The following is a 23,438-nucleotide window of genomic DNA, read 5'->3' as shown; positions in this document are numbered from 1 at the left end:
GTTTTCCCGGTCATTCGAACAGGTTGACATCGTCATTGAGCGGGATAATCAGGGCACTACTCTCGGGATGGAACGCCCGCGAGAGCGATGTCCCCGGTTCGATCCCGCAATGCTCGACGAGCCGGCGCGCGATCGCGACGTAGGCGGTGCCGCCTCGGTTCTGAACGCTTGCCGACCCGTAGGGGCTCAGCGCGTCGTAGTCGGTGTGACCGTCTAGTTCGAGCCAGGCGGGGGTTGTTCGTACTCCCGGCCCGTATCGAGGTGGCTGACGACGATCTCGGCGATCGACCAGCCCCACCAGAGGCTCGCGACGTGGGCACACCAGCCGTCGTGATACTGGTAGCCGGCGGAGTCACACTCGGCGACAACTCGCCTTCGAGAGCGAACGTCACTCTGTGCCGGTCGTCACCGTCGCTGAGCGCGACGAGACGCTCGGCGACGTGATGAGGCCTCCTGCATCGGTTTCCTCCTGGGCGCGCTGCCAGGTTGTCGAAAGCGTCCAGTCCTCGGGCAGCGACAGCGTCGGTGGGCCACTGATCTGGTCGGCGACGTTGTCGATCGGCTGCCAGCTGGGCTCGGCAGAACGACTCAGGGCTGACACTCCCCCTGGTCAAGTGCGGGGCACAGCTGCTGCTCGGACGAAATGTAGCCCCCGCAGAACTCGCAAATTCGCCGGCCGAAAGAACCGGCAGATATTCTTGCTTTACTTTTATATAGAATGGGGTCGCCCGGATTGTGAACCACGCCTGAGAACCTGCTCGCTTCGCTCGCAGAACCTCAGTCTCGTTCAAATCCGGGCGACAGACAGCGTTGCCGCTCGCGGTCTTGCTCGCGGCAAAACACAGTGGGGTCGCCCGGATTTGAACCGGGGGTACGGGCACCCAAGGCCCGAAGGTTACCAAGCTACCCCACGACCCCGTGCCCTTCTGTAGTGTGGTGGAGTGGTAAAGCGTTTCGTTATTTACCACGGGCCTCCGAGATACGACGTCAATGGTCGATGGGTTCGATCCACGGACGCCAGTCGAATCGTATCACCCCGGCCCGCCGCGGTTCGTGACCGTCGGCGACCCGATCCGCGACCCCGTCTTCGTCCTCAGGGCCGACACGACCGGTCTCGATATGGACGCTGATATCGATCCGCACGACCACGGCCGGGATAACCTCTCTCCGCGACTCCCGGAGATTTCGGCCACACCCACGGAATACGACCCCACGAACTTCGAGTGGTCGGTCACCTCAGTCCCCGAGGGGAGCGACGGCGACGTGCTCTCGTTCGCGACCTCGACGACTGCAGTACCGCGATACGACGCCGGTGACGACACCGTCGCCGAGTTCGAGGCCGACGTTCCCGGGCGCTACCGACTCCGGCTCGACGCGCCCGACGGCTCCCACGAGATGACACTCCACGCGTTTCCCGGAACCGACCCACAGGCAGATCCCCCGCGGATCGAACTCGACGCCTCCTACGACGAGGCCAGCGACAGCTTCCACGTTGAGTCAAACGCTCAGCTTGCGCCGTCGAGCGACGCCGCCCGCGAGGCGCTATCTGTGCAGTTCCTCGCGGACGACCGCGACATGCTATCGACCCACGATATCGAGATCAGCGGCGACGGAACGACTGCAACAGTCCCCCGTGACGCACTTTCGGGGACAGTCGGTCGGGTCCACGCGGCCGCACACGACGGACGGGCGATCAGTACACAGGACGTGCTGGAGCTACACCCCGACGGGACCGTCGAAACCCCGAACCGGCCGCCGGCGTGGCTCGACGACGCGGTGATCTACGAGATCTTCCCGCGATCGTGGGCCGGCGAACCCGGCGAGACGACTTTCGAGACGCTGGTCGACGGCGACAGCGAGACCGGTGCGCGCGGCGTCGAGTATCTCGACGAACTTGGCGTCGATGCGGTCTGGCTGACGCCGATCGTGCCGGCGATGAGCGCCGGCGCTGTCGGTGCGCCCGGTGGCCCCCATGGCTACGGGACGCTGGAGTATATGGGAGTCGCAGCGGACCTGGTACCGGAGGGGTATGACGATCCCGTCGAAGCCTATCGGGACTTCGTCGAGGCCTGCAACGAGCGGGACATCAAGGTCGTGTTCGATCTCGTGATCAATCACGCCGGTCGTGATATCTATCTCTTTGAGGACACGATCGATCGAACGGGAGAACCGACGGATAGCGGCCTCCTGTCCCTGCCGACGGTCGAGTCCTGGGACCACGACGCGACGACCTTCGACTGGTTCGACAGGATCGACGTCCCCCGCTATGCGGAGGACGGGACCGTTCTCGAAACCGCCCCGCGCCCGACCGGATTCGCCGACACGCGCTGGATGCCCAATTTCAACTACGAGTCGCTCGGACTCCGCTCGTATATCCTCGCTGTTGCCGATTTCTGGGCCCGGGAGGTCGGTGTCGACGGCTTCCGATGTGATGTCGCGTACGGCGTCCCCCACAGTTTCTGGATGGACGTCCGCGAACTCGTCCGGAGCGTCGACTCGGAGTTTCTCATGCTCGATGAGACGCTGCCGAACGACCCCGCCTACGCCGCCTCGCAGTTCGACATGCACTTCGATACGCACGGGTTCACGCACACGGCCCAGGGCGTCGCGACGCTTGACCCCGATAGTCGGACGCATCCGGATCGCCTGGTCGAGGACGTGCTGGCCCGGCGCCGGCAGGGGCATCCCGAGTTCACGCGGCTGCTCAACGCGCTGGAGAACCACGACGAACTCCGGCTGTTGAACCAGGCAGTGATCGATCCGGCCGATCCCGACCGCGAGAGTGTCTCCGACGAGCAGTGGGAGCGCGCGATGGCACTCCAGCGCGCCTGCTTCGCCGCGACCGTGGCGCTGCCGGGTGTCCCGCTGATCTATTACGGCCAGGAACGGGCGATCAGCCGGTACGGCCAGGGTCGTCATCGGGGCGAGGGCGACGGCCGGGGGATCCGGGACGGTGAAGTCGTCCCGCGGACCGACGTTCGGCCGGGCGGCCGCCAGCGCGCGTTTATGAACTGGGCCGAGTACGACAACGAACACCTGTCGTTCTATCGGACGCTGATCGACCTGTATCACGACCTCGACGTGCTCGGACCGGACGCGGCACTCGATCCGATCGCGACCGATAGCGACGTGCTGGCGACGGCGTTCGTCCGCGATGCGACCCGCCTATCGGACGTCACAGGTCCGGATCGAGTGCTGATCGTCCTGAACTTCGAGGCCGATCCGATCGAGGTGACGGTGCCGAGAAGTGTAGACGAGACGAACCTCGTAACCGAGACTGCTGTCGGCGATGGGACGGGGGCCCTTGAGGTCGAGACTATCGGCGTATTCACACTCGACGCCCCACTGGATCACGACGCCGTCGGATTCTGATCGAGCCGCTGGATTGCGAGTCACACCTAACGCTGGCCCGAAAACACATACCGCTCCCAATCCACAGTTCGAACATGGTAACACTCGTCGAAGTCGGCCTGGTCCTCGTCGTTCTCGCGTTGCTGTTTGGCGCGTACAAGATCGTCAAAGCGGTCAAGCCGTTCGTCTGGAACGCTGTAATCGGTCTCGTGGTGTTCGTGCTCGCGGACGCCCTGTTCGGGCTTTCAGTCACGATCACACCGCTGTCACTGCTCGTGGTGGCTATCGCAGGCGTCCCGGGGGCGCTGTTAGTGATCCTGCTGTCGTACTTCGAAGTGGCGTTCGTCGCTGGATCCGTTATCGCCGGACTCGCCTTGCTCTAGACCGGCGGTTGCAATCCCCAGATGAATGCGATGCCAAGCGTCGTAACGACTGCGAAGATGGCCTGTAGCGGCCCGCCGAGACGAATGTAATCGGTGAATCGGTAGCCACCGGGCCCGTACACGAAGAGATTCGTCTGATAGCCGATCGGTGTCATGAACGCCGTCGACGCAGCGAAGGTCACAGCGAGAACGAAGGCGAAGGCGTTGGCACCCAGTTGGGTTGCGACCTCTACGGCAACCGGGACCATCAGTACGACAGACGCGTTGTTCGAGATGACGTTCGTCAACAGGGCAGTCACGACGTACATGAGCCCGAGAACGACGATCGGCGGCAGCGAGGGTGCGATCGCGACGATCGCGTCGGCGATCAACTCCGCGCCGCCGGTGACCTCCAGTGCGATCCCCAGTGGAATGACCCCCGCGAGCAGGAAGATGACGTCCCACTGCACGGAATCGTAGATCTCAGTCGGCTTGAGACAGCCGGTGAGGACCATCCCGAGCGCGCCGGCCAGCGCGGCTGTCGCGATGTCGATCGGCGTCGCCGCGGCCAATCCAACCACGGCGGCGACCAGCCCGACGGCGACGGGGATCTTCGACTGGCGGTAGTCCGGACGATCGACCTCCTGGGCGACGATAAAGTTCCGATTGTTGTTCAGCCGGTCGATACTGTCGGTCGTCGCCTCGATGAGGAGCGTGTCCCCGACCCGGAGTTTCGCCTCGTCCATGCGCTCACGGAGGAGGGCGTCACCGCGCCGCAGCGCTAGCACGGTCGCGTCGTAGCGCTGTCGGAAATTCGAACTCGCCAACGTTTCCCGGACCAACGACGACCCGGGCGCAATGACGATTTCGACGAGGTTGTGCCCGCTCTCGGGTGCTTCGAGTTCTGCTTCTGTCACTTCGACCTCCGGGAGCAGGTCTAGACCGTCAGTATCCATGACTTCAACGAGCGTGTCCCGGTCAGTCCGGACGGTGAAAACATCACCAGGTTGAATCGATTTCGGCCCGAGCGGTTCGAGAAAGACCTCGTCGCCGCGGATCAACTGCACGAGGTCGACATCGAGGTCAGTCTCCTGCAAGGCCGATCGGACGGTCTGGCCGACAATTGGTGAGTCCTCGCGGACGACTACTTCCGTCAGGTAGTCGGCCATCTCGAACTCGTCAGTGAGGTCCTCGGCGACCTTGATCCGTTCCGGGACGAGCCATCGACCGACAGTCATCAAATAGACGATACCGACGGTCATTACGAGCACTCCGAGTGAGGTGAACTCGAACATCGAGAACTCCTCGAGGTAGACGATTCCCAGTTCTCGGCCCAGCCGGCCGGTTATTTCGCTGGCGAGGATGTTCGTCGAGGTGCCGATCAGCGTGAGCGTGCCGCCGAACATCGAGGCAAAGGACAGCGGCATCAGCAGCTTCGACGGCGAAGTCTTGCCCTTCTGGGCCAGATCGGCAACCATCGGCAAGAGGATCGCGACCGCCGCCGTGTTGTTGATGAACCCCGAAATGGGGCTGACTAACCCGATCGTCGCACCGAGCTGCCTGGTCTCGTCCTCGCGGGTGTACGCAGCGACCTTCGAGCCGAGAATCTGGATCACCCCGGTCCGTCGGACGCCCGCGCTGAGGATGAACATCGCCAGGACCGTGATCGTCGCCGTGCTTGCGAACCCCGACAGCCCCTGAGCGGTCGCGCTGACGTCACTACCGGGTTCGGTGAGGACGTACACCGGCGCTTCAAGCACTCCCCAGATGGTCAGTTGTTCGGTAACCGGCTGGACGAGCAACAGCGTCACCATTACACCGATTGCAGTGATATCGACCGGGATCAGTTCCGTCGCGAACAGTGCCAGCGCTACGAGAATGATTGCGAAGACGACGAGGACGCCGGCCGAGAGTCCGAACAGTGCCACGCTACGAGACTGGGAGGCGTGGTTGAATTACTTTTCGAGATATACGGGCGGAGACATATACCTTAGAGATGGTGTAGGCAGCGCCAAGACCGGACGATGCCGATAACTGGATGCGAGGCCCAGTGAAAAGCTGAGTCTGTTATAAGTTCCTCCGGGATCAATGGCCCAATATGGGAAGTAGAACCAGATGAGCTCCTACGACCCGCCGGAAGAACAAGAGGGGGGATCGAGTCACGATCCGGGGATCAAAGAGAAGGAAGTGGTTGACGAGCGCGATTTCCAGGACGTTCTCGCGGAAAGTGATCGGGTCGATTATATCGTCTTTGGGGTATTGTTGGGTATCCCTGCAAGTATATTGACGACGATTCTCGTATGGTACTTCGTGCCTGGATTTTCGGACACAGCGGAAGCGTTACTTCGGTGGCTCTGGGACCTCCTCTCGAACATGTGGTTGTGAATCCCCGGACTTGTTGGAGCCCCTGATCGGTCACATGCTCGCTGGGATGGGAACCGGCCGTGAACCGGACGTTGCCCCCGTGTGAGATTGCTTGATATGCCGAATCATGAGAATAACTCCCAACAAGATTTACAATTCGCGGAAACGAACCCCTGAACGGCGGGAAACCGATACCTGACCCCCCAGATCTATTGGTGTCGCCCCAGTGTTTGCCCGCCAGCCATCGATCGGGGAAACCCACCTTATGGGGGTATTCCCCTTCACTGTTCGCCGGCCCCTAGCTCGGCGGTCTCAACGACACGCTCGACGTGCAACCGACTGCGAGCGATCATCTCTTTGATCACCCCAGGATGCACTCGCTCGCATGGGTATCACAGCGATGAGAGGGGCAGACGAACTTCGGGGCCGTACGGCCGGCTCGAACGACGGAGCTGTTCGATACGACGAAACGAAGCTTCTTGACCGAATTCAGATGAGAATATCCTATTTAAACGCCGATTTGTTGACAGGGATAGTATCCGAGGAATTTGGATATTCGAGCGTCTCAGCTGTCGACTGTGAGCATCTATTAGAAGATTTGATGGGACCGCCGTGATTCGAACACGGGTCCGACGCACCCCATGCGCCGAGGATACCGCTACCCTACGGTCCCGCACGTGGACCGAAGAGGGACCGCCAATTAAGGGTGTCGTTTCGGACCGCCCTCTACCGACTTGCGCATGTCGACGCTTCTCATACCAGCACGCGTTCGAGGTCGACGATAAGGCCCGACTCGGCGTCGGGATCGCCGACCAGATGGCCGATACAGACCGCGGCCCCGGCCGGCGTGTAGCAGGCGACCAGTTGACCGTCAGGGTCGTGTTGACACTCGATGATCCCCGGGGCGTATACGGGCGCACCGGTGGCCACGCTCTCGGCAGCACTTGGGGCGATCGTCAGCCCCGGCACGCCCTCAAGGGCACGCTCGGCGGGTTGGACGAGTTCCCGAAGCGGCTCGGTTCTGTCGTCCTCGTTCCACCACGCCAGCGCGTCCGCTATATCGTGCATCGTCACCAGCGACCGATCGTCGAAGGTCCCCGTGGCCGTCCGGCGCAGATCCCCCATGTGCGCGCCGGTGCCCAGCGCCAGTCCGATATCGTGACACAGTTTCCGGATATACGTCCCGCTCTCACAGCGCACCCGAAGCAGCGCCTGCCGCTCCCGTACCTCCAGCACGTCTAGCGCGTGGATCTCGCGGACGCGAAGTTTTCGGACGACCGCGCTCTTCCGTGGCGGCTTCTGGTAGATCGCCCCTTCGAACGCAGCGATGATGTCACGCAGATCCGCCGAGGGCTCATCGTGCAACTCCAGAACGGCGACGTACTCCTTGACGGCGTCGTCGAAGACCTGTGCCATCCGGGTCGCGTCCCCCAACAAGACGGGCAGCGAACCGGTCACTTTGGGGTCGAGCGTCCCGGCGTGGGCGGCCCGATCGAGCTCGGCCATGTCCCGGAGCCAGGCGACGACCTGATGGGCCGAGGGGCCGGGCGGTTTGTCGAGGTTAACGACGCCAAACTCGAGCAGTTCGGCCGGCGAGCGCTCGGACGGTGGGCCACGGAGCATCTCAGAGATCGTACTCGACGTCGGTGATCGGTGTCTTCCCCTCGTCACCGGTTTCCTTGTAGGACTGGACGGCGTGCAGTGTCAGGCTGAGCACGCCTTGGGGCCCCCAGCGTGCGGTGTTGATCGACAGATCGTAGATCGACAGATCGTCGAAGTCGATGTTGTAGTACTCGTTGTACCGGTGGGCCTCGCTCTCGCCGCGTTCGCGGGTTTCCTCGCGGGCCTGCTCGATGGGTTTGTTCTCCCGCTGAGAGATCCGCTCGGCTCGGATCTCCAGCGGTGCGGACAGCCAGACCTTCAGGTCGGCGTAGTCGCCGGCCATCCAACCCGCCAACCGGGATTCGAGAACGACCTCGTCGCGCTTGCGAGCGATATCGCGAAGTCGACGGTCCAGATCCCGGTCGATATCCTCGTCTTCCTCGGCCTGTTTGTTCAACTCCAGCGGCGTCATACCGCGCTCTTCGGCGAGATCTCGGAAGATGTCCCCACCGGAAACGTGCTCGTAATCCAGCGCATCAGCGAGACTCTCGGCGAGCGTACTCTTGCCGCTGCCGGCCGGGCCGGAGACGGTGATCAACATATCCCTACTCCGGGTGTGTGATTCAAAGAGATTGCGTCTCGGAAGCGGAAAGAAGCGTTACGTCGGCGACGTCTGAACGTTCAGTGATTTGCGCAGGAACTGCGAGAGGCTCATCGAGCACAGGATATACCAGAAAATCCACGCCTGCATGGGCCCGATGATGCCGGCCTGCCAGCTGCTTACCTCGCCGATCAACGGCATAACGATGACGGAACTGCTGCCACTACCGACGCCCACGCCGAGGACCTGCCAGTAGACCCATAGGAACACGGGGATAGTCAACAGCATAATCCAGGGCATCGAGCGGAACTGCTGTTTCATCATTCCGAACTGATCGGTCATCATCTCCATCTGCTCCTGGCGGATCTCCTCGAGGGCTTCCTCGTCGTCGCGCTCTTTGGCTTTCTCCTCGCGTTCGCGAAGCTCCTCCTGTTTCGACTGGTAGTCGCTCATCCCTTCGAGGTTCGTCAGCCGATCCTGTAGCAGCGTCGACCACAGCCCGGTGAGCACGGCGAGGACCAGAATGACGAGATAGAACGGCAGGACAGCATCGAGCGGGCCGAGCAAGATGTCGATCGCGTTGCCGATCTGGTTGCGGATCGACGGCTGCCAGTAGCCGACGAACAGCGACAGCGAACCGACGAGTGCGAGCTTGTCCCAGCTCGACCAGCCGCTGTCGTCTTCGTCCGGTGGCTCGGCGTCTTCGAGTGCCTCTCTGACGCCATCGGGATCGTCGATGACGAACCCGTCTCCATCGGCATCGACGAGTATTCCCTTCTCGATGAGACGCCCCCACTGGCCGCTCGTGAGCTCGTGGCTGACGTCGCTCCATCTGACGACGCCGTCGTCCTCGGCCGTTTCGAGGACGGTCTCGATGGACGACTCCATACTGGCGTCCTCAGCGACGAGGGATTCGACCTTCTGTGCCGTGCGTGCCATTGTGGATCTCTAATGCTCCAGTCTAAATCAGGCTTTGCGTTCGATCGCGGCCTTGAGTTCCGTCCAGACCTCGTCGGGAGTCCCCTCGCCGTCGATCTCGACGAAGCCCTCGTGGTCGCGGTAGTGATCGATCACCGGCGCGGTGTTGTCCTCGAACACCTCGAGCCGATTTCGGACCGACTCTTCGGTGTCGTCCTCACGCTGGACCAACTCGCCGCCACACTCGTCGCAGACGCCGTCCGCTTCGGGTTGGTTGAACTCGACGTGGTAGTTCGTTCCGCAGTCGTCACAGACGCGTCGCCCGGTAAGTCGATCGACCAGTTCCTCCTCGCCGACCGACAGCGAGAGGATCGCGTCGAGATCCGTCATCCCTTCGAGTTCCTCGGCCTGCTCGAGGTTGCGCGGGTACCCGTCGAGCACGAACCCGTCAGCGGTGGTGAGCGCCTCCTCGACGATCGCGTTGACCACGGCGTCGGGAACGAGTTCGCCCCGATCCATATACTCGCCAGGGGTGTCGTACTTCGTGTCCATATCGGAGATGTCCATCTCCTTGTTCGACCGAAGCGCGTCACCCGTCGTGACGTGTTCGACACCGAACGCCTCGACGATGTTGCTCGACTGTGTCCCTTTGCCAGCGCCCGGCGGTCCGAGCAGAAGAATTCGCGGATTGCTCATACCGGCCGCTTTCGGCCCGGCGTATAAATGGTTGTCCAAACTGTCGCGCCGCCCGACGACGACGATCGATCGGTGGCGAAACAACTGGATGACAAAAAGCGCCAAGAGCGCGACAGCCGGCACCGGACGGGCCGACAACGTGCACTATTAACGGGTCGGCCACCAAGCGAGCCCGATGAGTGATCTCCTCGTTCGCGCGGCCCGCGGCGAGCGGACCGAACGGCCCCCGGTCTGGTTGATGCGTCAGGCCGGCCGGCACATCCCGGAGTACAGAGAGATCCGCGAGAACCACTCGTTCGTCGAAGCCGTCACCGACCCGGCGGTGGCCGAACGGATCACGATGCTGCCGTGGGAGCGGTATCGTCCCGACGGGCTCGTGATGTTCTCGGATATCCTGACGATCCTCGAGCCACTGGGGTTCGACTACCACATCGAATCCGGCGTCGGTCCGGTGATCGAGAATCCGGTCTCGCGCCCGGAGGATACCGACCGGTCCCGCGAGCCGATCTCCGAGCGCCTTGCGTACGTCGGCGAACTGCTGGACCGCCTCGACGATCGCGTCGGCGATCGAACGTCGCTGATCGGCTTCGCCGGCGGCCCGTTCACCCTGGCCTCGTATGCGATCGCCGGCGAGCCCTCGCGCAACCACCTGCCTGCACGACGATTCCGGCTCGAACACCCTGGGGCGTTCGAGCGACTGCTCGATCACTTCACGGCCGCCGTCGCCGATTTCCTGCAGTATCAGGTCGCCCACGGAGCCGATGTCGTGCAGGTGTTCGACACCTACGCTGGCGTCCTTCCGCCGGCCGACTACGAGCGACACATCGTGCCGCGCCATCGGGAGATCATCGACGCAGTAGATGCGCCGACGATCCTGTTCGTCCGGAACATGAACGGGCGGCTCGGGCAACTGGCCGCGGCCGATCCCGACGTGGTCGGCCTCGACTGGACGGTCGAGATGGGCGATGCACGGGCCCAGCTCGACGACCTGGGCGTACAGGGGAACCTCGACCCGTCCGTGCTGTTCGCCGACCGTGAGACAATCCGGGAACGGACGCGGGAGATCATCGAGGCGGCTGGCCCACAGGGCCACGTGCTGAATCTCGGCCACGGCGTCGATCGGGAGACGCCAGTCGAGAGCGTTCAGACGTTCGTCGAGACGGCGAAGAACTTCCGGTGGTGACCTGCATACGGCGACCGCAGGGAGCCGTTTCACTCGACCGAACGGTAGTGCGGTCGCCTCGCGACCGCGGAAAGCCGAGCAGCGGAGCCGCGAGGTAGTGCGGTCGAGGTCGTTTTTCCCCACGTTCGTCAGAGCGAAGCTCTGACGCAGCCCATCAGAAATCTCCGATTTCTGAGGACGTTTTTGCGAGGAGAGGTTCCCGCAGGGCCGAAACCCGAGGAAACCCGACGGAATAAAAAGTGGTTCTCAGTCCCAGTCCGGATCTGGGGCGTTCAGACACATCGTGCCCGGCTTGTCCCGGCAGTGACACTGCCGGAACTGGAAGTAGCCCGGATCGAAGTCGGCGAGAAACGGCTCTGCCAGATCCGCCAGCACCGACGGGAACCGGTCGTCGTCGTGGGGAATCGGGACGCGGTAGAACTCCTCCAGCCCGGCTTCCTCGGCCTCCTCGCGGAGTTCGATGTCCAGTTCCGAAAGGGTCTCGCTTTGCTCGTGCATGAAGCTGACCGGCTCGACGACGACCTGCTCGGCGTCGAGACTCTCGATCGCCTCCTCGACGTCTGGTTCGGTCCAGACGACCTCGCTGCGGTTGTCGTGATTCTGAAAGCCCAGTTCGTAGTCCTCGACCCCCAGGATACCGGCCATGCCGGCACACCACTCGTCGACGTACCGATCGTAGCGACTCCCCTCGTCCAGATAGTACCGGGGCGTCCCGTGGGCCGAAAAGAACAGGACAGTGTCCTCGTCGTGGAGATCGACCCCCTCGCTATCGGCGTACTCGCGGATGTTCTCGGCGCGCAGGCGGTTGTAGGTCGGATGCCGATGCCAGCCGCTGACCTCGTGCAACTCGCCGTCGAACCCGGCCTCATCGAGCCCCGCAGACAGGTGATCCAGCGAGAGGTTCGTCGTCGAGGGGCCACACAGGGGATAGATCGGCAGCCCGAGCACCTCGTCGTGGCCGTCAGCGACGGCCCGTTCGGCGGCCTCGTCGGTGAACGGCTCCGTATAGAGCATCCCGGAGTATGTCGCAACGTCGTAGCCGCGGTTTCGAAGCTCAGTCTCCAGGGCGTCAGCCTGCGCGCTGGCCTGGTCGTTGAGCGGTGAGCCGCCGCCGATCTCCTCGTACTCCTCGATCAACCCGGGCGCGCGGCGTTCCGCGAGTTTGCCGGCGCGTTTGTGTGCGGCTTCCGGGGTGAGATCCGGGTCCTCCTCGATGTCCATATTCGAGTAGAAGATGCGTTCGAGGTAGTCGACGACGACCTCGCGGTCGGCCGTCGGCGGTTCGCCGAAGTTCAGCAGGACCACACCTGTCGACATGGTCGGGCCTTACGGCCGGTGATAAATAGACCCCCGGGTTGCGGCGACAGAGAAAACGGTCGGCGGACGGCGCCTACGCCAACTCGAAGACGACCAGCGGCCGCTCGGTCGTCTCGGATTCGCCCAGACCGACCTCGACCGACGTGCCGACGTCCACCTCGTCGGCGTCGGCCTGCACGCGGCCGGTCAGCCGAACGTCGTCGAACTCGGCGATTCCGAGGACGTACGGCACGTCGTCCGCGAAGTCCGGCGTCGGGACGTGAGTAACGTTGTAGGTCAGCAATTCGCCCGTGGTCGGGATCTCGACTTCCTCAAGGTCCCCGGAGCCACACTCGGGACAGACCCGGCGCGGCGGCATCGACTGGTGGCCGTCCGGACACTCCAGTGCGTACGGCTCGCCGTTTTCGATCGCATCGAGCGCCTGATCGTAGCCGTCGTTGTGAATTTCGTCGTCGCTCATTCTGCCACCTCCAGGACGTGGACGACTGCAGAGGCGACCGTCCCACCGGCGTTGTGGGTCAGCCCGACCGCGGCGTCCTCGACCGCGTCGCTGTTGACGTGGTCACCACGGAACAGCTTGGTCATCTCCGTGATCTGGGCGACGCCGGTCGCACCGACCGGATGGCCCTTGGCCTTCAGCCCGCCGGAGAGATTGACCGGCAGCTCTCCGTCGGCGGTCGTCTCGCCCGCCCGAGCGGCGGTGACGCCCTCGCCTTCCTCGTAGAAGCCCAGCCCTTCGATCGCGAGCACCTCGGCGATCGTGAAACAGTCGTGGACCTCGAGGAAGTCGACGTCATCTTTGGAGATGCCGGCATCCTCGTAGGCTTCCTGACCCGCGTCCTCGGTTGCGGGCGTCTGGACCATCGAATCTCGCTCGGCCAGCGAGAGGTTGTCGGTCCCCTGGCCACTCCCGGTGATCGCGACCGGCGTCTCCAGACCGTGTTCCTCGGCGTACGCCTCGCTGACCAGCACCGTCGCGGCCGCGCCGTCGGTGATCGGCGAGGAGTCGAACAGCCCCATCGGTGTCGCGACTGGTGGGGCGTCAAGCACCTTCTCGATGGAGATCTCGGTCTGGTACTGTGCGAGCGGGTTGTTCGCGGCGTTCGCGTGGTTCTTGACGGCGACGTGGGCCAGGTCCTCGCGGTCGCCGCCGTGGACCGCGAAGTACCGCTGTGCCATCAGCGCGTACGCACCCGGGAACGTGATCCCCTGACGGATCTCCCAGAGGTCGTCCGCCGCGACCGACAGGCCGCCCGTCGCGCCGGCAGTACCCATGTTGTGCATGCGCTCGACGCCGCCGACCAGTACGACGTCCGCCTCGCCGTTGCGGACGTCCTTGACCGCCTGCCGGACGGCCATCCCGCCTGACGCACACGCGCTCTCGACCCGTGTGGCGGGCGCGTCGATTCCGACAGCCTTGGCCATCAGCGGCCCCATATGACCCTGGTTCTCCGAGAGCTCGCCCATGAAGTTCCCGACGTACAGCGCGTCGATCGCCTCGCGGTCGATCCCGGCGTCTTCGATAGCGGTGTCCCCAGCTTCGCCGAAGAGGTCGCGACCGGTCCGCTCGGGGAACTCCCCGAACTCGGTCATGCCGACCCCAGCGATGTGTGCGGATGCCATGTGAATCCTCCGTGTAATGACAGGGCCTACCCAGTGATATAACTTCAGTTATCGCGTGCCCGGTCGCCGGCGACACCGCTAGATCGGGAGGACGTACAGCAGCAGATAGACGACGATACCCAGCGCGAACGAGATCAGCCACAGACCCGCGGCGACGCGGCCGACCCGTGGGTGGGCCGTCTCGCCGAGTTCGGACGGCTCGTGCGTCGCCGCGAGCAACAGCACGTAGTACACCAGCGGCAGACAGACGATCGCCAGCAGTATGTGGATGCCGAGCACCGGATAGTAGACCCACAGCTTCAGCGCCTCCGGGCCGTCGAACGTGGTCGGCCCCTCGATCGCCACTCGGAGGAGATACAGACCGAGAAAGGCAAGAAACAGGAGGAAACTCGCGCCCATCGCCCGGCGGTGGCGCTCGATCCGCCCGTCTCGAATCGACCGCCAGCCATACACGATCGTCCCGATCGCCAGCGCGCTGATCGCCGCGTTCGCGTGGGGGATCGCGTGGAGAACACCGTCCGGTAGCGGCGGGAGCACCGCCTCGGGAACGAGCTGCCTGACCGCCGCGATGACGACTACAAGCGACACGACCGTCAACAGAGTGGTGATCAGTGGAACGTGCCGACGGAACGTCCGTTGCATTGGCGTGTCGTTGTCGTGACGCGGTAAGTCAATTCCGTATCCGTTGCCGATCGCAGGGACAATTAGTACCGTATCAGGTCGTCGTCGAGGTGTCTCGGTCTGGTCGCAAAGTAGTACACGAGGCTCCAGACGTGTATCAAGAGCCCGGCCATACCGATCAATCCGATCGTGTTGCCGCTGTAGGTAGTCGCTCGCGCCACGTGCGGCGTGACAAATGGGTTGACGCCGACGACGAACGCGGCAAGGCCGCCGTATATCCCGACGATTGCGAGCGCCTGCAGGAACGCTGCAACCCGTACGTCGGAATGCACAGCTACGAGCCACTCCCAGAGCCGACGCTTGAGACCGTCTCGTCCCATCGATCAGCAGTCGATATTCCTTTTGGATTGGCAGAGTATAACTATGGTGGTCGGTCACATGTGACAATCAACGCGGCTGAGGATGCCCGGACTCTTTTGGCCTACCGCCGAGTCGGTGCTAACATGTGTCCCGCAGACACCGAGACGATCGGCAACGGCGAACCCGCCTGGTGGAAAGAAGCAGTCGTGTACGAGATCTACCCGCAGAGCTTCAACGACAGCGACGGCGACGGGATCGGTGACATCCCTGGGGTCATCGAGAAGGCCGACTATCTCGACGAGTTGGGAATTGACGTCATCTGGATGACGCCGCCGTACGACTCCCCACACGCGGACAACGGCTACGACATCCGGAACTATCGGTCGATTCTCGACGCGTTTGGCGACATGGACGACTTCGATCGACTCCTGTCGGAGTTGCACGACCGCGATATCCGGCTCATCCTGGACATGGTCTTGAACCACACCTCCGACGAACACGAGTGGTTCCGGAAGTCCCGCCGCGAGGAGGACGGCTACGAGGACTACTATCACTGGGTCGAGGGCGATCCCGACCAGCCCCCGAACAACTGGACCTCCGGGTTCGGCGGCCCGGCCTGGACGTACGATGACACGCGGGAAGCGTGGTATCTCCATCTCTTCCACGAGAAACAGCCCGACCTGAACTGGCGCAACCCCGAGGTACGCCGGGAGATGCACGACGTCGTCGAGTTCTGGCTCGAGAAGGGAATCGACGGGTTCCGCTTCGACGTATTCAACGTCATGTCCAAGCCAGAGGGGTATCCCGACGGTGACCCCGACGGCGGCTGGATCGGCATGGAACACTTCTCGGACGGGCCCCGCATTCACGAATACGTCGGCGGCCTCTACGACGACGTACTTTCGGCGTACGACGTGATGACCGTCGGGGAAGGGATGGACATCACGCCGCGGGCGGCCAAGCGGTACTGTGGCCCGTCCGGCGACGGGCTGAACATGGTCTATCACTACGACCATACAATGCTCGATTACGGCGACGGGGGCTGGTGGGACATCGTCGACTGGGAGGTCTCGGAGATCCGGGAGGCGCTGACGAAGTGGGTTCAGCAGTTGGAGGTGACCGACGCCTGGAACACGGTCTACCTGGGGACTCACGACACGCCGCGGATCGTCTCGCGGTTCGGCAACGACGACCGCTACCATTACGAGTCGGCGACGATGCTCGGAACCCTGCTGTTGACATTCCCGGCCACGCCGTTCTGCTTCCAGGGCGACGAGATCGGGATGACCAACTACCCCTGGTCCTCGCGCGAGGAAATGCGCGACGCCGACGCGACGAACCGCGTCGAACTGGCCTTCGAGGAGGATAGTGCCGAGGAGTTCGCCGACGTGGCCGACGTCGTCCGCTACCGCTCGCGGGACAACGCTCGCACGCCGATCCAGTGGTCCGGCGACGCGGCTGGCGGGTTCACCGACGGTGAACCGTGGATCCCGGTCAATCCAGCCAGCGAGGAGATCAACGTCGCCGACCAGCGCGACCGGACGGACTCGGTGCTTTCGTACTACCAGGATCTGATCGAGCTACGCCACAACGAGGAGGCGCTGGTCTACGGCGTCTACGACCTGTTGACCGACGATCACCCGCGCGTGTGGGCCTTCGAGCGATCGCTCGGCGACGAACGGCTGCTCGTCGCGCTCAACTGGGCCGGGCGCACGTCACGGGTCGATCTCTCCGATGCCGGAGAAGTCACGTCGATACTCGCCTGTAACTACGACGACCCCGGAACCGACCTCGGCGCGCTTGCGCTGCGCCCCTACGAGGCGCGTGTCTTCCGTCTCGCGTAGCGGCCTCAATCCCGCATCTGGACGATCTCGATCAGCGAGTACACCGGGACGCCGAGGAGTTCGTCTTCGCCGTGTTTGTCAGTGAGTACGACTGCTGCCTCAACGTCACCGCCACGGTTGCGAACGTGCTCGATCGTCTCGGTCATCGTCTGACCGGTGTCGATGTTGTCGTCGACGACGTAACATTGCCGGTCACGGATCGACGCGAAGTTCCGCGAAAACGAACCCGAACCGCCCCCACCCTCGTCGTTCCACTGGTATTTGCTCGGCAGGTACACGCTGAGATCGGTATCCAGTTCCCGGCTGATGACCGTCGCCAGCGGACCGCCGGACTTGCCGACCCCAACCGTCAGGTCGACGGCATCACTTTTGTCACCCAGCAGGTCCGCCATCGCGATCCCGACGTGAGTCAGGCGGTTGCTGTCGCGACCGATCGCGCTCCAGTCGACGTGGACATCCGACGGACTGGCCGATCCGGCCAGTTCGTCGGTCCCTTCGCCGCTCTGATCGACGAGCCAGCTCGCTGTCTCCCTGGAGACGTTCAGTTCGTCGGCGATCTCGCCCTTCGAGAGACCGCGTTCCGTCAGCTCACCCGCACTGTCGATGAGTTCGTCGGTGGACTTCATTCGTCGGCCCGTTCGGGCGCCGGGAATAAAACCACCTGTGATCTGCGTTCGCGGGCACGGTTCACGAACACGTCCGACGGACTGGCCGCTCTACGATCGACACGTCCAACGGACTGGCCGCTCTACGGTCGATGCGACCACGCTAGGTGTGGGCCGTCCGCGATCGAGGCGACAGACCGCGACTATGGAAACCCTTATCTGAATTCCTCGGCAACTACTGGCAGGATACATGACGGTGACGCTCATGGATTTCCAGGCTGACTGGTGTGGGCCCTGCAAGACGCAAGAACCGATTATCAAGGACCTCGAAGAGGACTATCCCGACGTCGAGTTCGAACGGATCGACGTCGACGAGCGACAGGACATCGCCAACGAGTATCAGGTACGCTCGCTCCCGACGCTCATCGTCGAGAACGACGACGGCGTCGTCGACCGCTTCATCGGCGTCACGCAGGCTGACGATCTCGAGGACGCGCTGCAAGAAGCCGGCGCTTGAAAATACCGCCCTTCACAGCTCTTCTTCGTGCAGTTCCAGTTCCGCGATGGTTTCGTACGGGTCGGCCCCCTTGCGGATCTGATCCAGAATCAGGAACGCCTCCGTCGGCGACAGGAAGTGTCGACAGACCGCCCGGCCGAGATCGGTCAGTTCGAGGCCGTCGATAAACTCGTACTCGAGGAGCTTCCCGATCGCGTGTTTGGTCGGGATCTCGCCGAGCATCCGGGCGTTGAGTCGCTTCGCCTCCGATCCCGCCACGACGAGGTTCGCGAGGGTCTCCTCGACGGCCGCGTTCTCGTCGTAGCGGGTCATCACCGACTCCATCTCGCCTTTCAGGAGCTTGAATGCCACCTCGTCTTCGGTCATCTCCTGACTGTTGTGATACGCCCCGTCGGGCTCGACGAGCAGGTAGACCGTCCCCTTGTCGTGGTAATCCGGTCGGCCAGCGCGGCCGAGCATCTGGTGGAACTCCTGGACGGTCAGCCACTCGATGCCCATCGCCAGCGAATCGAAGATGACCTGTGAGGCTGGGAAATCGACCCCGGCTGCGAGCGCGGCGGTAGTCACGACCGCCGCGAGGTCCTGGTCGGCGAACTGCTGTTCGACGCGCTTGCGTCGCTTGTTGTCCAGCCCGGCGTGATACGGCGCCGAAGAGTACTGCAATTTCCGGGAAATTTCGTGACACCGCCGCCGGGAGTTAGTGAAGATGATCGTCTGCCCGCGGTAGCCCTTCGAGGACTTGGTGTCGAACGCGCGCTTGACGAGCTTGTCCTCCAGATCGAGCTTCTCGTAGCCGTCGGCGAAGGTCACGTGGCGCTCGATCGGGACCGGTCGTTCCTCGAACTCGATGAGCTGGGCGCTCAGCTTCTCGGCCAGTTCGGAGGTGTTTCCGACCGTTGCCGACAGATAGATCCATTGGGTGTCGCCGGCGTCGTGGGCGCCCGGACGGCCGTCGTATCGCTGGGCGACGGTCCGGTCGACCTCGCAGTAGTACTTCAGTCGTGAGATTAACCCGTCCAGCCGGTGGCCGCGCTCGCCTTCCCCGAGGGTGTGGACCTCGTCGATGACGACCGTCCCGATCGTCCCGAGGTCCTTGCCGGTCCGCAGTGCGTGGTCGACCCCCTCGTAGGTGCCGACGATCACGTCCGCGCTCGGATCGAACCGGTTGTCGTCGCCGCCGATCCGGCTCGACCCGACCCGCAGCGTCACGTCGACGATGTCGCCGTACTCCTCCTGGAAGTCGTTGTACTTCTGGTTGGCCAGCGCCACCAGCGGGACGAGAAACAGCATCTTGCCCTTGCCGTTGAGGACGCGGTCGATGCCGGCCATCTCGCCGACCAGCGTCTTCCCGGTCGCGGTGGCCGAGACGACGAGTTGATCCTGGCCCTGCGTCACGCCGTTCTCGACGGCGAGACTCTGGACCGGCAGCAAGGTATCGAATCGGTCTTCGAGCTTGTTCTGGATCCCCGGGTGGAGAGAAAGCGAGTCGGTCGGGACGGGATCGACCTCATCAAGGGTCGCGGAGATCTCGTCGAACTTCGTGAGCTCGGGGTCGAGATCACCCGCCAGCAGGTTCGTGATCCGGTCGAGGTCCTGCACGTCCAGCAGCAGTTCTTCGAGTCGGTCGCGAGCGCTGCCGGTCACGTCGCCGTGATAAGCCAGCTCGCGCTCTAACTCCTCGATCGCGCAGTCCGGGCAGATGTACTCGTCGTCGGCCAGGATTGCCGTCTCACTCGTGATCGGCGAGTACTGGCCTGCGGAGGCACAGTACCGGCAGGTCCGGACGACCCTCGCATCGAGCTGGTAGGCCTGGAGCATCTCCCTGAGTCGGTCCCGACCGCGCTCGGAGGTCTGCTCGGAGATGCGAATGCGGGTCGCCTGGCGGGCGAGTTCGACGAACTGGTCGGGGCTGCGTGGTTCCTCGCTCGACCCCTTTTTGACTCGCAACCGTGCCGGACGCGGACCGGCACTGGTCTCTTTGAGTTCGAGAATCGCGTCGAGCACGCGGCTGCCCTCGCGCTGGACGGCGACGCGAACGTTCTCACCCTGCTCGTGAAGGAACAGCGTATCCACCTGGGCGACCTGCTGTGACACGCCACCTTGTACGCGGTGGAGTTATTTGAGGAGTTCGGAGTCGAATCGGTAACAACAGTTGCTTCGTGTGGGCGCTCGGCAATGTCTCAACGACACAGGATAGCACAGCCGGCAGCACGATCGCACTTCGGACGGCTTATTGTTCTCCCGAATCAATGTCTCGAGGAATGAGCAACGCGGCACGTGACGTCATCGAGTTTGTGCTGACGGCGACAGTCTACACGGACAATCGCGATCTGGAACCGGACGACCTGCCGCCGGACGTCCGGGGAGTGTTCTGGAGCGACGGCACGATCGAGCGTCCGCTCACGCCGACCGTCGATACCGCCCGCGAGGCGACCGGCATCGAGCGGCCCTGGGACGCCATCTCCGGGCTGATGTTCACCGACCACGACGACTTCGACGGGTCGCTGACGTTCACCGATCGGGGGATGGCCGAGGAGTGGTTCCTCGACCGGGTCGAAGCCACGGACCTCGCCGCGAATCCCGTTCTCGCCTTCGAGTACGAAGACGAGTTCGAGGAAGTCTCCCACGAGCGCGCCCGGGAGAACAACCGTCCCCTCAGGGCCGACCGGGTCTGGATCGACTCGATGCTCAAGGAGTACTTCGACGACGAGGACGAAGAGGAGATGCTCGATCTCGTCGACGTGCGTGCCCCCGAGGAGGTCGAGATGCGACTGGACGAGTTGGTGCTCACGTCCGATCAAGAGGACGAGATCAACAAGCTCGTCAAGGCGATCGAGCACCGCGACTACCTCGCACAGATCGGACTTCGCGAGATCGGGAAGCTCCTGTTCGTCGGGCCGCCGGGGACCGGCAAGACCAGCGTCGCCCGGGCGCTGGCGCACGATCTGGACCTCCCCTTCGTCGAGGTGAAGCTCTCGATGATCACCTCCCAGTACCTCGGGGAGACTGCCAAGAACGTCGAGAAGGTCTTCGAGGTCGCAAAGCGCCTCTCGCCGTGCATCCTCTTTATGGACGAATTCGACTTCGTCGCCAAGACCCGGGCTAGCGACGAGCACGCCGCGATCAAGCGTGCGGTGAACACCCTGCTCAAATCAATCGACGAGGTGAGCCTGATCGACGACGAGGTTTTGCTTATCGGTGCGACGAACCACCCCGACCAGCTCGACGCAGCGGCCTGGCGGCGCTTCGACGAGATCGTCAACTTCCCCAAGCCCGACCGGGGCATGCGCGCGGACATCCTCCGGGTCGTCACCCGCGAAATGGAGATCGTCGACTTCGATCCCGGCCAGCTCGCGGAGATGACCGAGGGGCTGACCGGCAGCGATCTGCGGCTCGTCCTCCGGGAAGCAGTACTCGATGCCCTGACCGAAGAGCGGACGACGCTTACCCAGCAGGATCTCGAAGATGCGATCGCGAACTTCGAGGAGCGTGACAACCTCAAGAACCTCGACATGATCGAGGGCGACCACGACGCGCTGGTTGCGGGTGGCACGCCCGGCGGTGACAGCCACGAGCACGAACACTGATCGGCCGCCACGAACTCGCTCCAGGGCGAGTGATAGTGATTACTGTAACGATTCACCGGTACGACCGCACTACTTCGTGCGGTTGACCCGGAAGGGACTTACAGTAATCACTATGAGACATCGTTTTCATCGTCGAGCGCGAAAGACGCCCAATGACCGATCCCGCTACGCTTGAGGTGACCATCGTCGACGGCTACGTCGACGAGCCCGCACACTTCGGCGTCCCCCCATACATCTCTACCTATCCGCGGTACGTCGCCGGCGCGCTGGTCGACGCTGGCGTTCCGCGCGATCACGTCACCTACTACACGATCGACGCGCTCCGCGAGGAGAACGCGCGCTGGCGAGATGTCGCTGACGCCGATCTGACCGTCTACGTCGGTGGGATGACAGTCCCCGGCAACTACGTCGGGGGGACGCCCGCCGAACCAGACGAGGTTCGAAAGATCGCCTGGACGGCCGATGGCACGTCGATCATGGGCGGCCCGATCCGGTTTGGCGTCGGCGAGGAGAACGCCGGCGCGAGCGAGACTGAACGAGACGATCTGGACTTCGATTTCGTGGCTGGCGCGGACATCGAAGCCGCGGTCTTCGACCTCGTCGAGAACGGACTGGAGGGGTTCGAACCGCGCTATCGTGGCGTCCCCGAGGAGACGCGATGGGCGCGCAAGGGCGCGTTCGTGGTCGAGCAGCACCCCAACCACCCGGAGTACCTGCTCGCCGAACTGGAGACCTCGCGGGGCTGTCCCTACCGGTGTTCGTTCTGCACGGAGCCGATGTACGGCGATCCCGACTTTCGGCCGCCCGAGAGCGTCGTCGACGAGGTCGACGCCCTCTCCGAGCACGGCGTCAGGCACTTCCGGCTCGGCCGCCAGGCCGACATCCTGGCCTACGGCGGCGACGGCGAGAAACCCAATCCCGACGCGCTCCGGTCGCTCTATCGGGGCATCCGTGAAGTCGCCCCGGACCTGGAGACGCTCCACCTGGACAACATGAATCCGATCACTGTTGTCAAGTGGCCCGAAAAAGCTCGCGAGGGGATCCGGATCATCGCCGAGCACAACACGCCGGGCGACACGGCCGCGTTCGGGCTCGAATCCGCGGATCCGCAGGTCCAGAGCGACAACAACCTCAACGTCACCGCCGAGGAGTGTCTGGAAGCCGTGCGGATCGTTAACGAGGAGGCCGGCTGGCGACCGGGCGAGGATCCCGCCCACGCACCCACTTTCGGCGACGAGGCCGCCCCGCGCCTGCCGAAGCTGTTGCCGGGGATCAACCTCGTCCACGGGCTCAAAGGTGAGCGCAGGGAGACCTTCGAGCACAACAAGCGATTCCTCCAGCGCGTCTACGACGAGGGACTGTTGCTCCGACGGGTCAACATCCGGCAGGTCATGGCCTTCGAAGGGACCGAGATGGCCGACACCGGCGCCGAGATCGCCGCCGATCACAAGCAGCTGTTCAAACAGTACAAGCGGGAGGTCCGCGAGGAGATCGACAACCCGATGTTACAGCGTCTCGCGCCACCGGGGACGATCCTCGAGGATGTCCACCTCGAATACCACCAGGACGGCAAGACCTTCGGCCGCCAACTGGGGACCTACCCGCTGCTGGTCGCGGTGCCCGGCGAGCGCGAGCTCGGCGCGACGATCGACGTCGCAGTGACCGACCACGGCTATCGCTCGGTGACCGGCGTGCCGTACCCGCTGGACGTGAACTCGGCGTCGATGGACGAACTGCAGGCGCTGCCGGAGCTGGGTCGCCAGCGCGCCGGCAACATCGTGGTCGATCGCCCCTACGACAGTGTCGAGGAGATCGCGGCCGCCGACCTCTCGAAGTTCGCGGTCGCCGAGCGCGCCGAGTGATCGGCTGCTTCGAATGTGAGATAAG

At 63.6% G+C, this 23,438-nt stretch carries 22 protein-coding genes and 2 tRNA genes; 8 read left to right on the top strand and 16 right to left on the bottom strand.

All coding sequences use genetic code 11. The features are described from left to right. Positions 1-10 precede the first annotated feature (10 nt). From HSEST_RS08205 to HSEST_RS08195, 3 genes are all read right to left on the bottom strand, one after another. The gene (locus HSEST_RS08205) at positions 11-298 is read right to left on the bottom strand and encodes a hypothetical protein (protein ID WP_229120431.1); all 288 of its coding nucleotides are present in this window, start codon (positions 296-298) and stop codon (positions 11-13) included. Positions 299-388: 90 nt separating this feature from the next. After that, positions 389-601, bottom strand: a complete 213-nt coding sequence (locus HSEST_RS08200; protein WP_229120429.1) for a hypothetical protein — start codon at positions 599-601, stop codon at positions 389-391. A gap of 244 nt (positions 602-845) precedes the next feature. After that, a tRNA-Pro gene (locus HSEST_RS08195) sits at positions 846-918 on the bottom strand. Between the two features lie 72 nt (positions 919-990). Between HSEST_RS08195 and HSEST_RS08190 the strand changes: the two genes are divergently transcribed. Together HSEST_RS08190 and HSEST_RS08185 are read left to right on the top strand one after the other, a co-directional pair. Then, entirely contained in the window at positions 991-3,372 is a 2,382-nt protein-coding gene (locus tag HSEST_RS08190; protein ID WP_229120427.1) for an alpha-amylase family glycosyl hydrolase, read from the top strand. Between the two features lie 74 nt (positions 3,373-3,446). After that, positions 3,447-3,734, top strand: a complete 288-nt coding sequence (locus tag HSEST_RS08185; protein WP_229120426.1) for a pro-sigmaK processing inhibitor BofA family protein — start codon at positions 3,447-3,449, stop codon at positions 3,732-3,734. Here the strand turns inward: HSEST_RS08185 and HSEST_RS08180 are convergent. After that, positions 3,731-5,635, bottom strand: coding sequence for an SLC13 family permease (locus HSEST_RS08180; RefSeq protein WP_418886545.1), 1,905 nt, complete (start codon positions 5,633-5,635; stop codon positions 3,731-3,733). The two genes, HSEST_RS08185 and HSEST_RS08180, sit on opposite strands and share 4 nt — an antisense overlap. A 193-nt stretch (positions 5,636-5,828) precedes the next feature. On the opposite strand from HSEST_RS08180, the gene HSEST_RS08175 reads away from it, so the two are divergent. Beyond that, positions 5,829-6,098 (top strand): hypothetical protein, encoded by a 270-nt coding sequence (locus tag HSEST_RS08175; RefSeq protein ID WP_229120424.1) that lies wholly within the window; start codon positions 5,829-5,831, stop codon positions 6,096-6,098. A 581-nt stretch (positions 6,099-6,679) separates the two neighbouring features. Here the strand turns inward: HSEST_RS08175 and HSEST_RS08170 are convergent. The 5 genes from HSEST_RS08170 to HSEST_RS08150 all read right to left on the bottom strand — a co-directional run bounded on the left by HSEST_RS08170 (position 6,680) and on the right by HSEST_RS08150 (position 9,894). Next, positions 6,680-6,750, bottom strand: a tRNA-Pro gene (locus tag HSEST_RS08170). An 80-nt stretch (positions 6,751-6,830) separates the two neighbouring features. Next, positions 6,831-7,700: an RNA-guided pseudouridylation complex pseudouridine synthase subunit Cbf5 gene (locus tag HSEST_RS08165; RefSeq protein WP_229120423.1), complete on the bottom strand. Its 870-nt coding sequence runs from the start codon at positions 7,698-7,700 to the stop codon at positions 6,831-6,833. A gap of 1 nt (position 7,701) precedes the next feature. Next, positions 7,702-8,280, bottom strand: a complete 579-nt coding sequence (gene cmk, locus HSEST_RS08160; RefSeq protein ID WP_229120421.1) for a (d)CMP kinase — start codon at positions 8,278-8,280, stop codon at positions 7,702-7,704. A gap of 57 nt (positions 8,281-8,337) precedes the next feature. After that, positions 8,338-9,219, bottom strand: coding sequence for a DUF106 domain-containing protein (locus tag HSEST_RS08155; RefSeq protein WP_229120420.1), 882 nt, complete (start codon positions 9,217-9,219; stop codon positions 8,338-8,340). 27 nt (positions 9,220-9,246) lie between these two features. After that, positions 9,247-9,894: an adenylate kinase gene (locus HSEST_RS08150; protein ID WP_229120419.1), complete on the bottom strand. Its 648-nt coding sequence runs from the start codon at positions 9,892-9,894 to the stop codon at positions 9,247-9,249. Between the two features lie 175 nt (positions 9,895-10,069). On the opposite strand from HSEST_RS08150, the gene hemE reads away from it, so the two are divergent. Further along, positions 10,070-11,077 (top strand): uroporphyrinogen decarboxylase, encoded by a 1,008-nt coding sequence (gene hemE, locus HSEST_RS08145; RefSeq protein WP_229120418.1) that lies wholly within the window; start codon positions 10,070-10,072, stop codon positions 11,075-11,077. A 246-nt stretch (positions 11,078-11,323) separates the two neighbouring features. Here the strand turns inward: hemE and hemH are convergent, their stop codons facing one another. The 5 genes from hemH to HSEST_RS08120 form a co-directional block, all read right to left on the bottom strand. Then, a complete protein-coding gene (hemH, locus tag HSEST_RS08140) occupies positions 11,324-12,394 on the bottom strand; it encodes a ferrochelatase (RefSeq protein ID WP_229120417.1) in 1,071 nt (356 codons plus the stop codon). Positions 12,395-12,467: 73 nt separating this feature from the next. Further along, positions 12,468-12,854, bottom strand: a complete 387-nt coding sequence (locus HSEST_RS08135) for a Zn-ribbon domain-containing OB-fold protein (protein ID WP_229120416.1) — start codon at positions 12,852-12,854, stop codon at positions 12,468-12,470. Then, the gene (locus HSEST_RS08130) at positions 12,851-14,017 is read right to left on the bottom strand and encodes a thiolase domain-containing protein (protein WP_229120415.1); all 1,167 of its coding nucleotides are present in this window, start codon (positions 14,015-14,017) and stop codon (positions 12,851-12,853) included. Before HSEST_RS08130 ends, HSEST_RS08135 begins: the two co-directional genes overlap by 4 nt. 78 nt (positions 14,018-14,095) lie before the next feature. After that, entirely contained in the window at positions 14,096-14,659 is a 564-nt protein-coding gene (locus tag HSEST_RS08125; protein ID WP_229120414.1) for a DUF420 domain-containing protein, read from the bottom strand. Between the two features lie 62 nt (positions 14,660-14,721). Further along, complete coding sequence (locus HSEST_RS08120; protein WP_229120413.1) at positions 14,722-15,018, bottom strand: hypothetical protein; 297 nt, start codon at positions 15,016-15,018, stop codon at positions 14,722-14,724. A 123-nt stretch (positions 15,019-15,141) separates the two neighbouring features. Between HSEST_RS08120 and HSEST_RS08115 the strand changes: the two genes are divergently transcribed. Then, the gene (locus HSEST_RS08115; RefSeq protein WP_229120412.1) at positions 15,142-16,842 is read left to right on the top strand and encodes a glycoside hydrolase family 13 protein; all 1,701 of its coding nucleotides are present in this window, start codon (positions 15,142-15,144) and stop codon (positions 16,840-16,842) included. A gap of 5 nt (positions 16,843-16,847) precedes the next feature. On the opposite strand, the gene gfcR is transcribed toward HSEST_RS08115, so the two are convergent. Next, complete coding sequence (gfcR, locus tag HSEST_RS08110; RefSeq protein ID WP_229120411.1) at positions 16,848-17,468, bottom strand: transcriptional regulator GfcR; 621 nt, start codon at positions 17,466-17,468, stop codon at positions 16,848-16,850. A gap of 229 nt (positions 17,469-17,697) precedes the next feature. On the opposite strand from gfcR, the gene HSEST_RS08105 reads away from it, so the two are divergent. Then, positions 17,698-17,964: a thioredoxin family protein gene (locus tag HSEST_RS08105; protein ID WP_229120410.1), complete on the top strand. Its 267-nt coding sequence runs from the start codon at positions 17,698-17,700 to the stop codon at positions 17,962-17,964. Between the two features lie 12 nt (positions 17,965-17,976). On the opposite strand, the gene HSEST_RS08100 is transcribed toward HSEST_RS08105, so the two are convergent. Continuing rightward, positions 17,977-20,058: a DEAD/DEAH box helicase gene (locus tag HSEST_RS08100; RefSeq protein WP_229120409.1), complete on the bottom strand. Its 2,082-nt coding sequence runs from the start codon at positions 20,056-20,058 to the stop codon at positions 17,977-17,979. Between the two features lie 167 nt (positions 20,059-20,225). Between HSEST_RS08100 and HSEST_RS08095 the strand changes: the two genes are divergently transcribed. Both HSEST_RS08095 and HSEST_RS08090 read left to right on the top strand, forming a co-directional pair. After that, positions 20,226-21,551 (top strand): ATP-binding protein, encoded by a 1,326-nt coding sequence (locus tag HSEST_RS08095; protein ID WP_229120408.1) that lies wholly within the window; start codon positions 20,226-20,228, stop codon positions 21,549-21,551. A 152-nt stretch (positions 21,552-21,703) separates the two neighbouring features. Then, entirely contained in the window at positions 21,704-23,413 is a 1,710-nt protein-coding gene (locus HSEST_RS08090) for a radical SAM protein (RefSeq protein WP_229120407.1), read from the top strand. The last annotated feature ends 25 nt before the right edge of the window (positions 23,414-23,438 follow it).

It is taken from the genome of Halapricum desulfuricans (assembly GCF_017094465.1).
In the GTDB taxonomy this organism is placed as follows: Archaea; Halobacteriota; Halobacteria; order Halobacteriales; family Haloarculaceae; genus Halapricum.
Note: the sequence above shows the minus strand (reverse complement) of the source record. Positions and strands in the feature narration are given on the sequence as shown.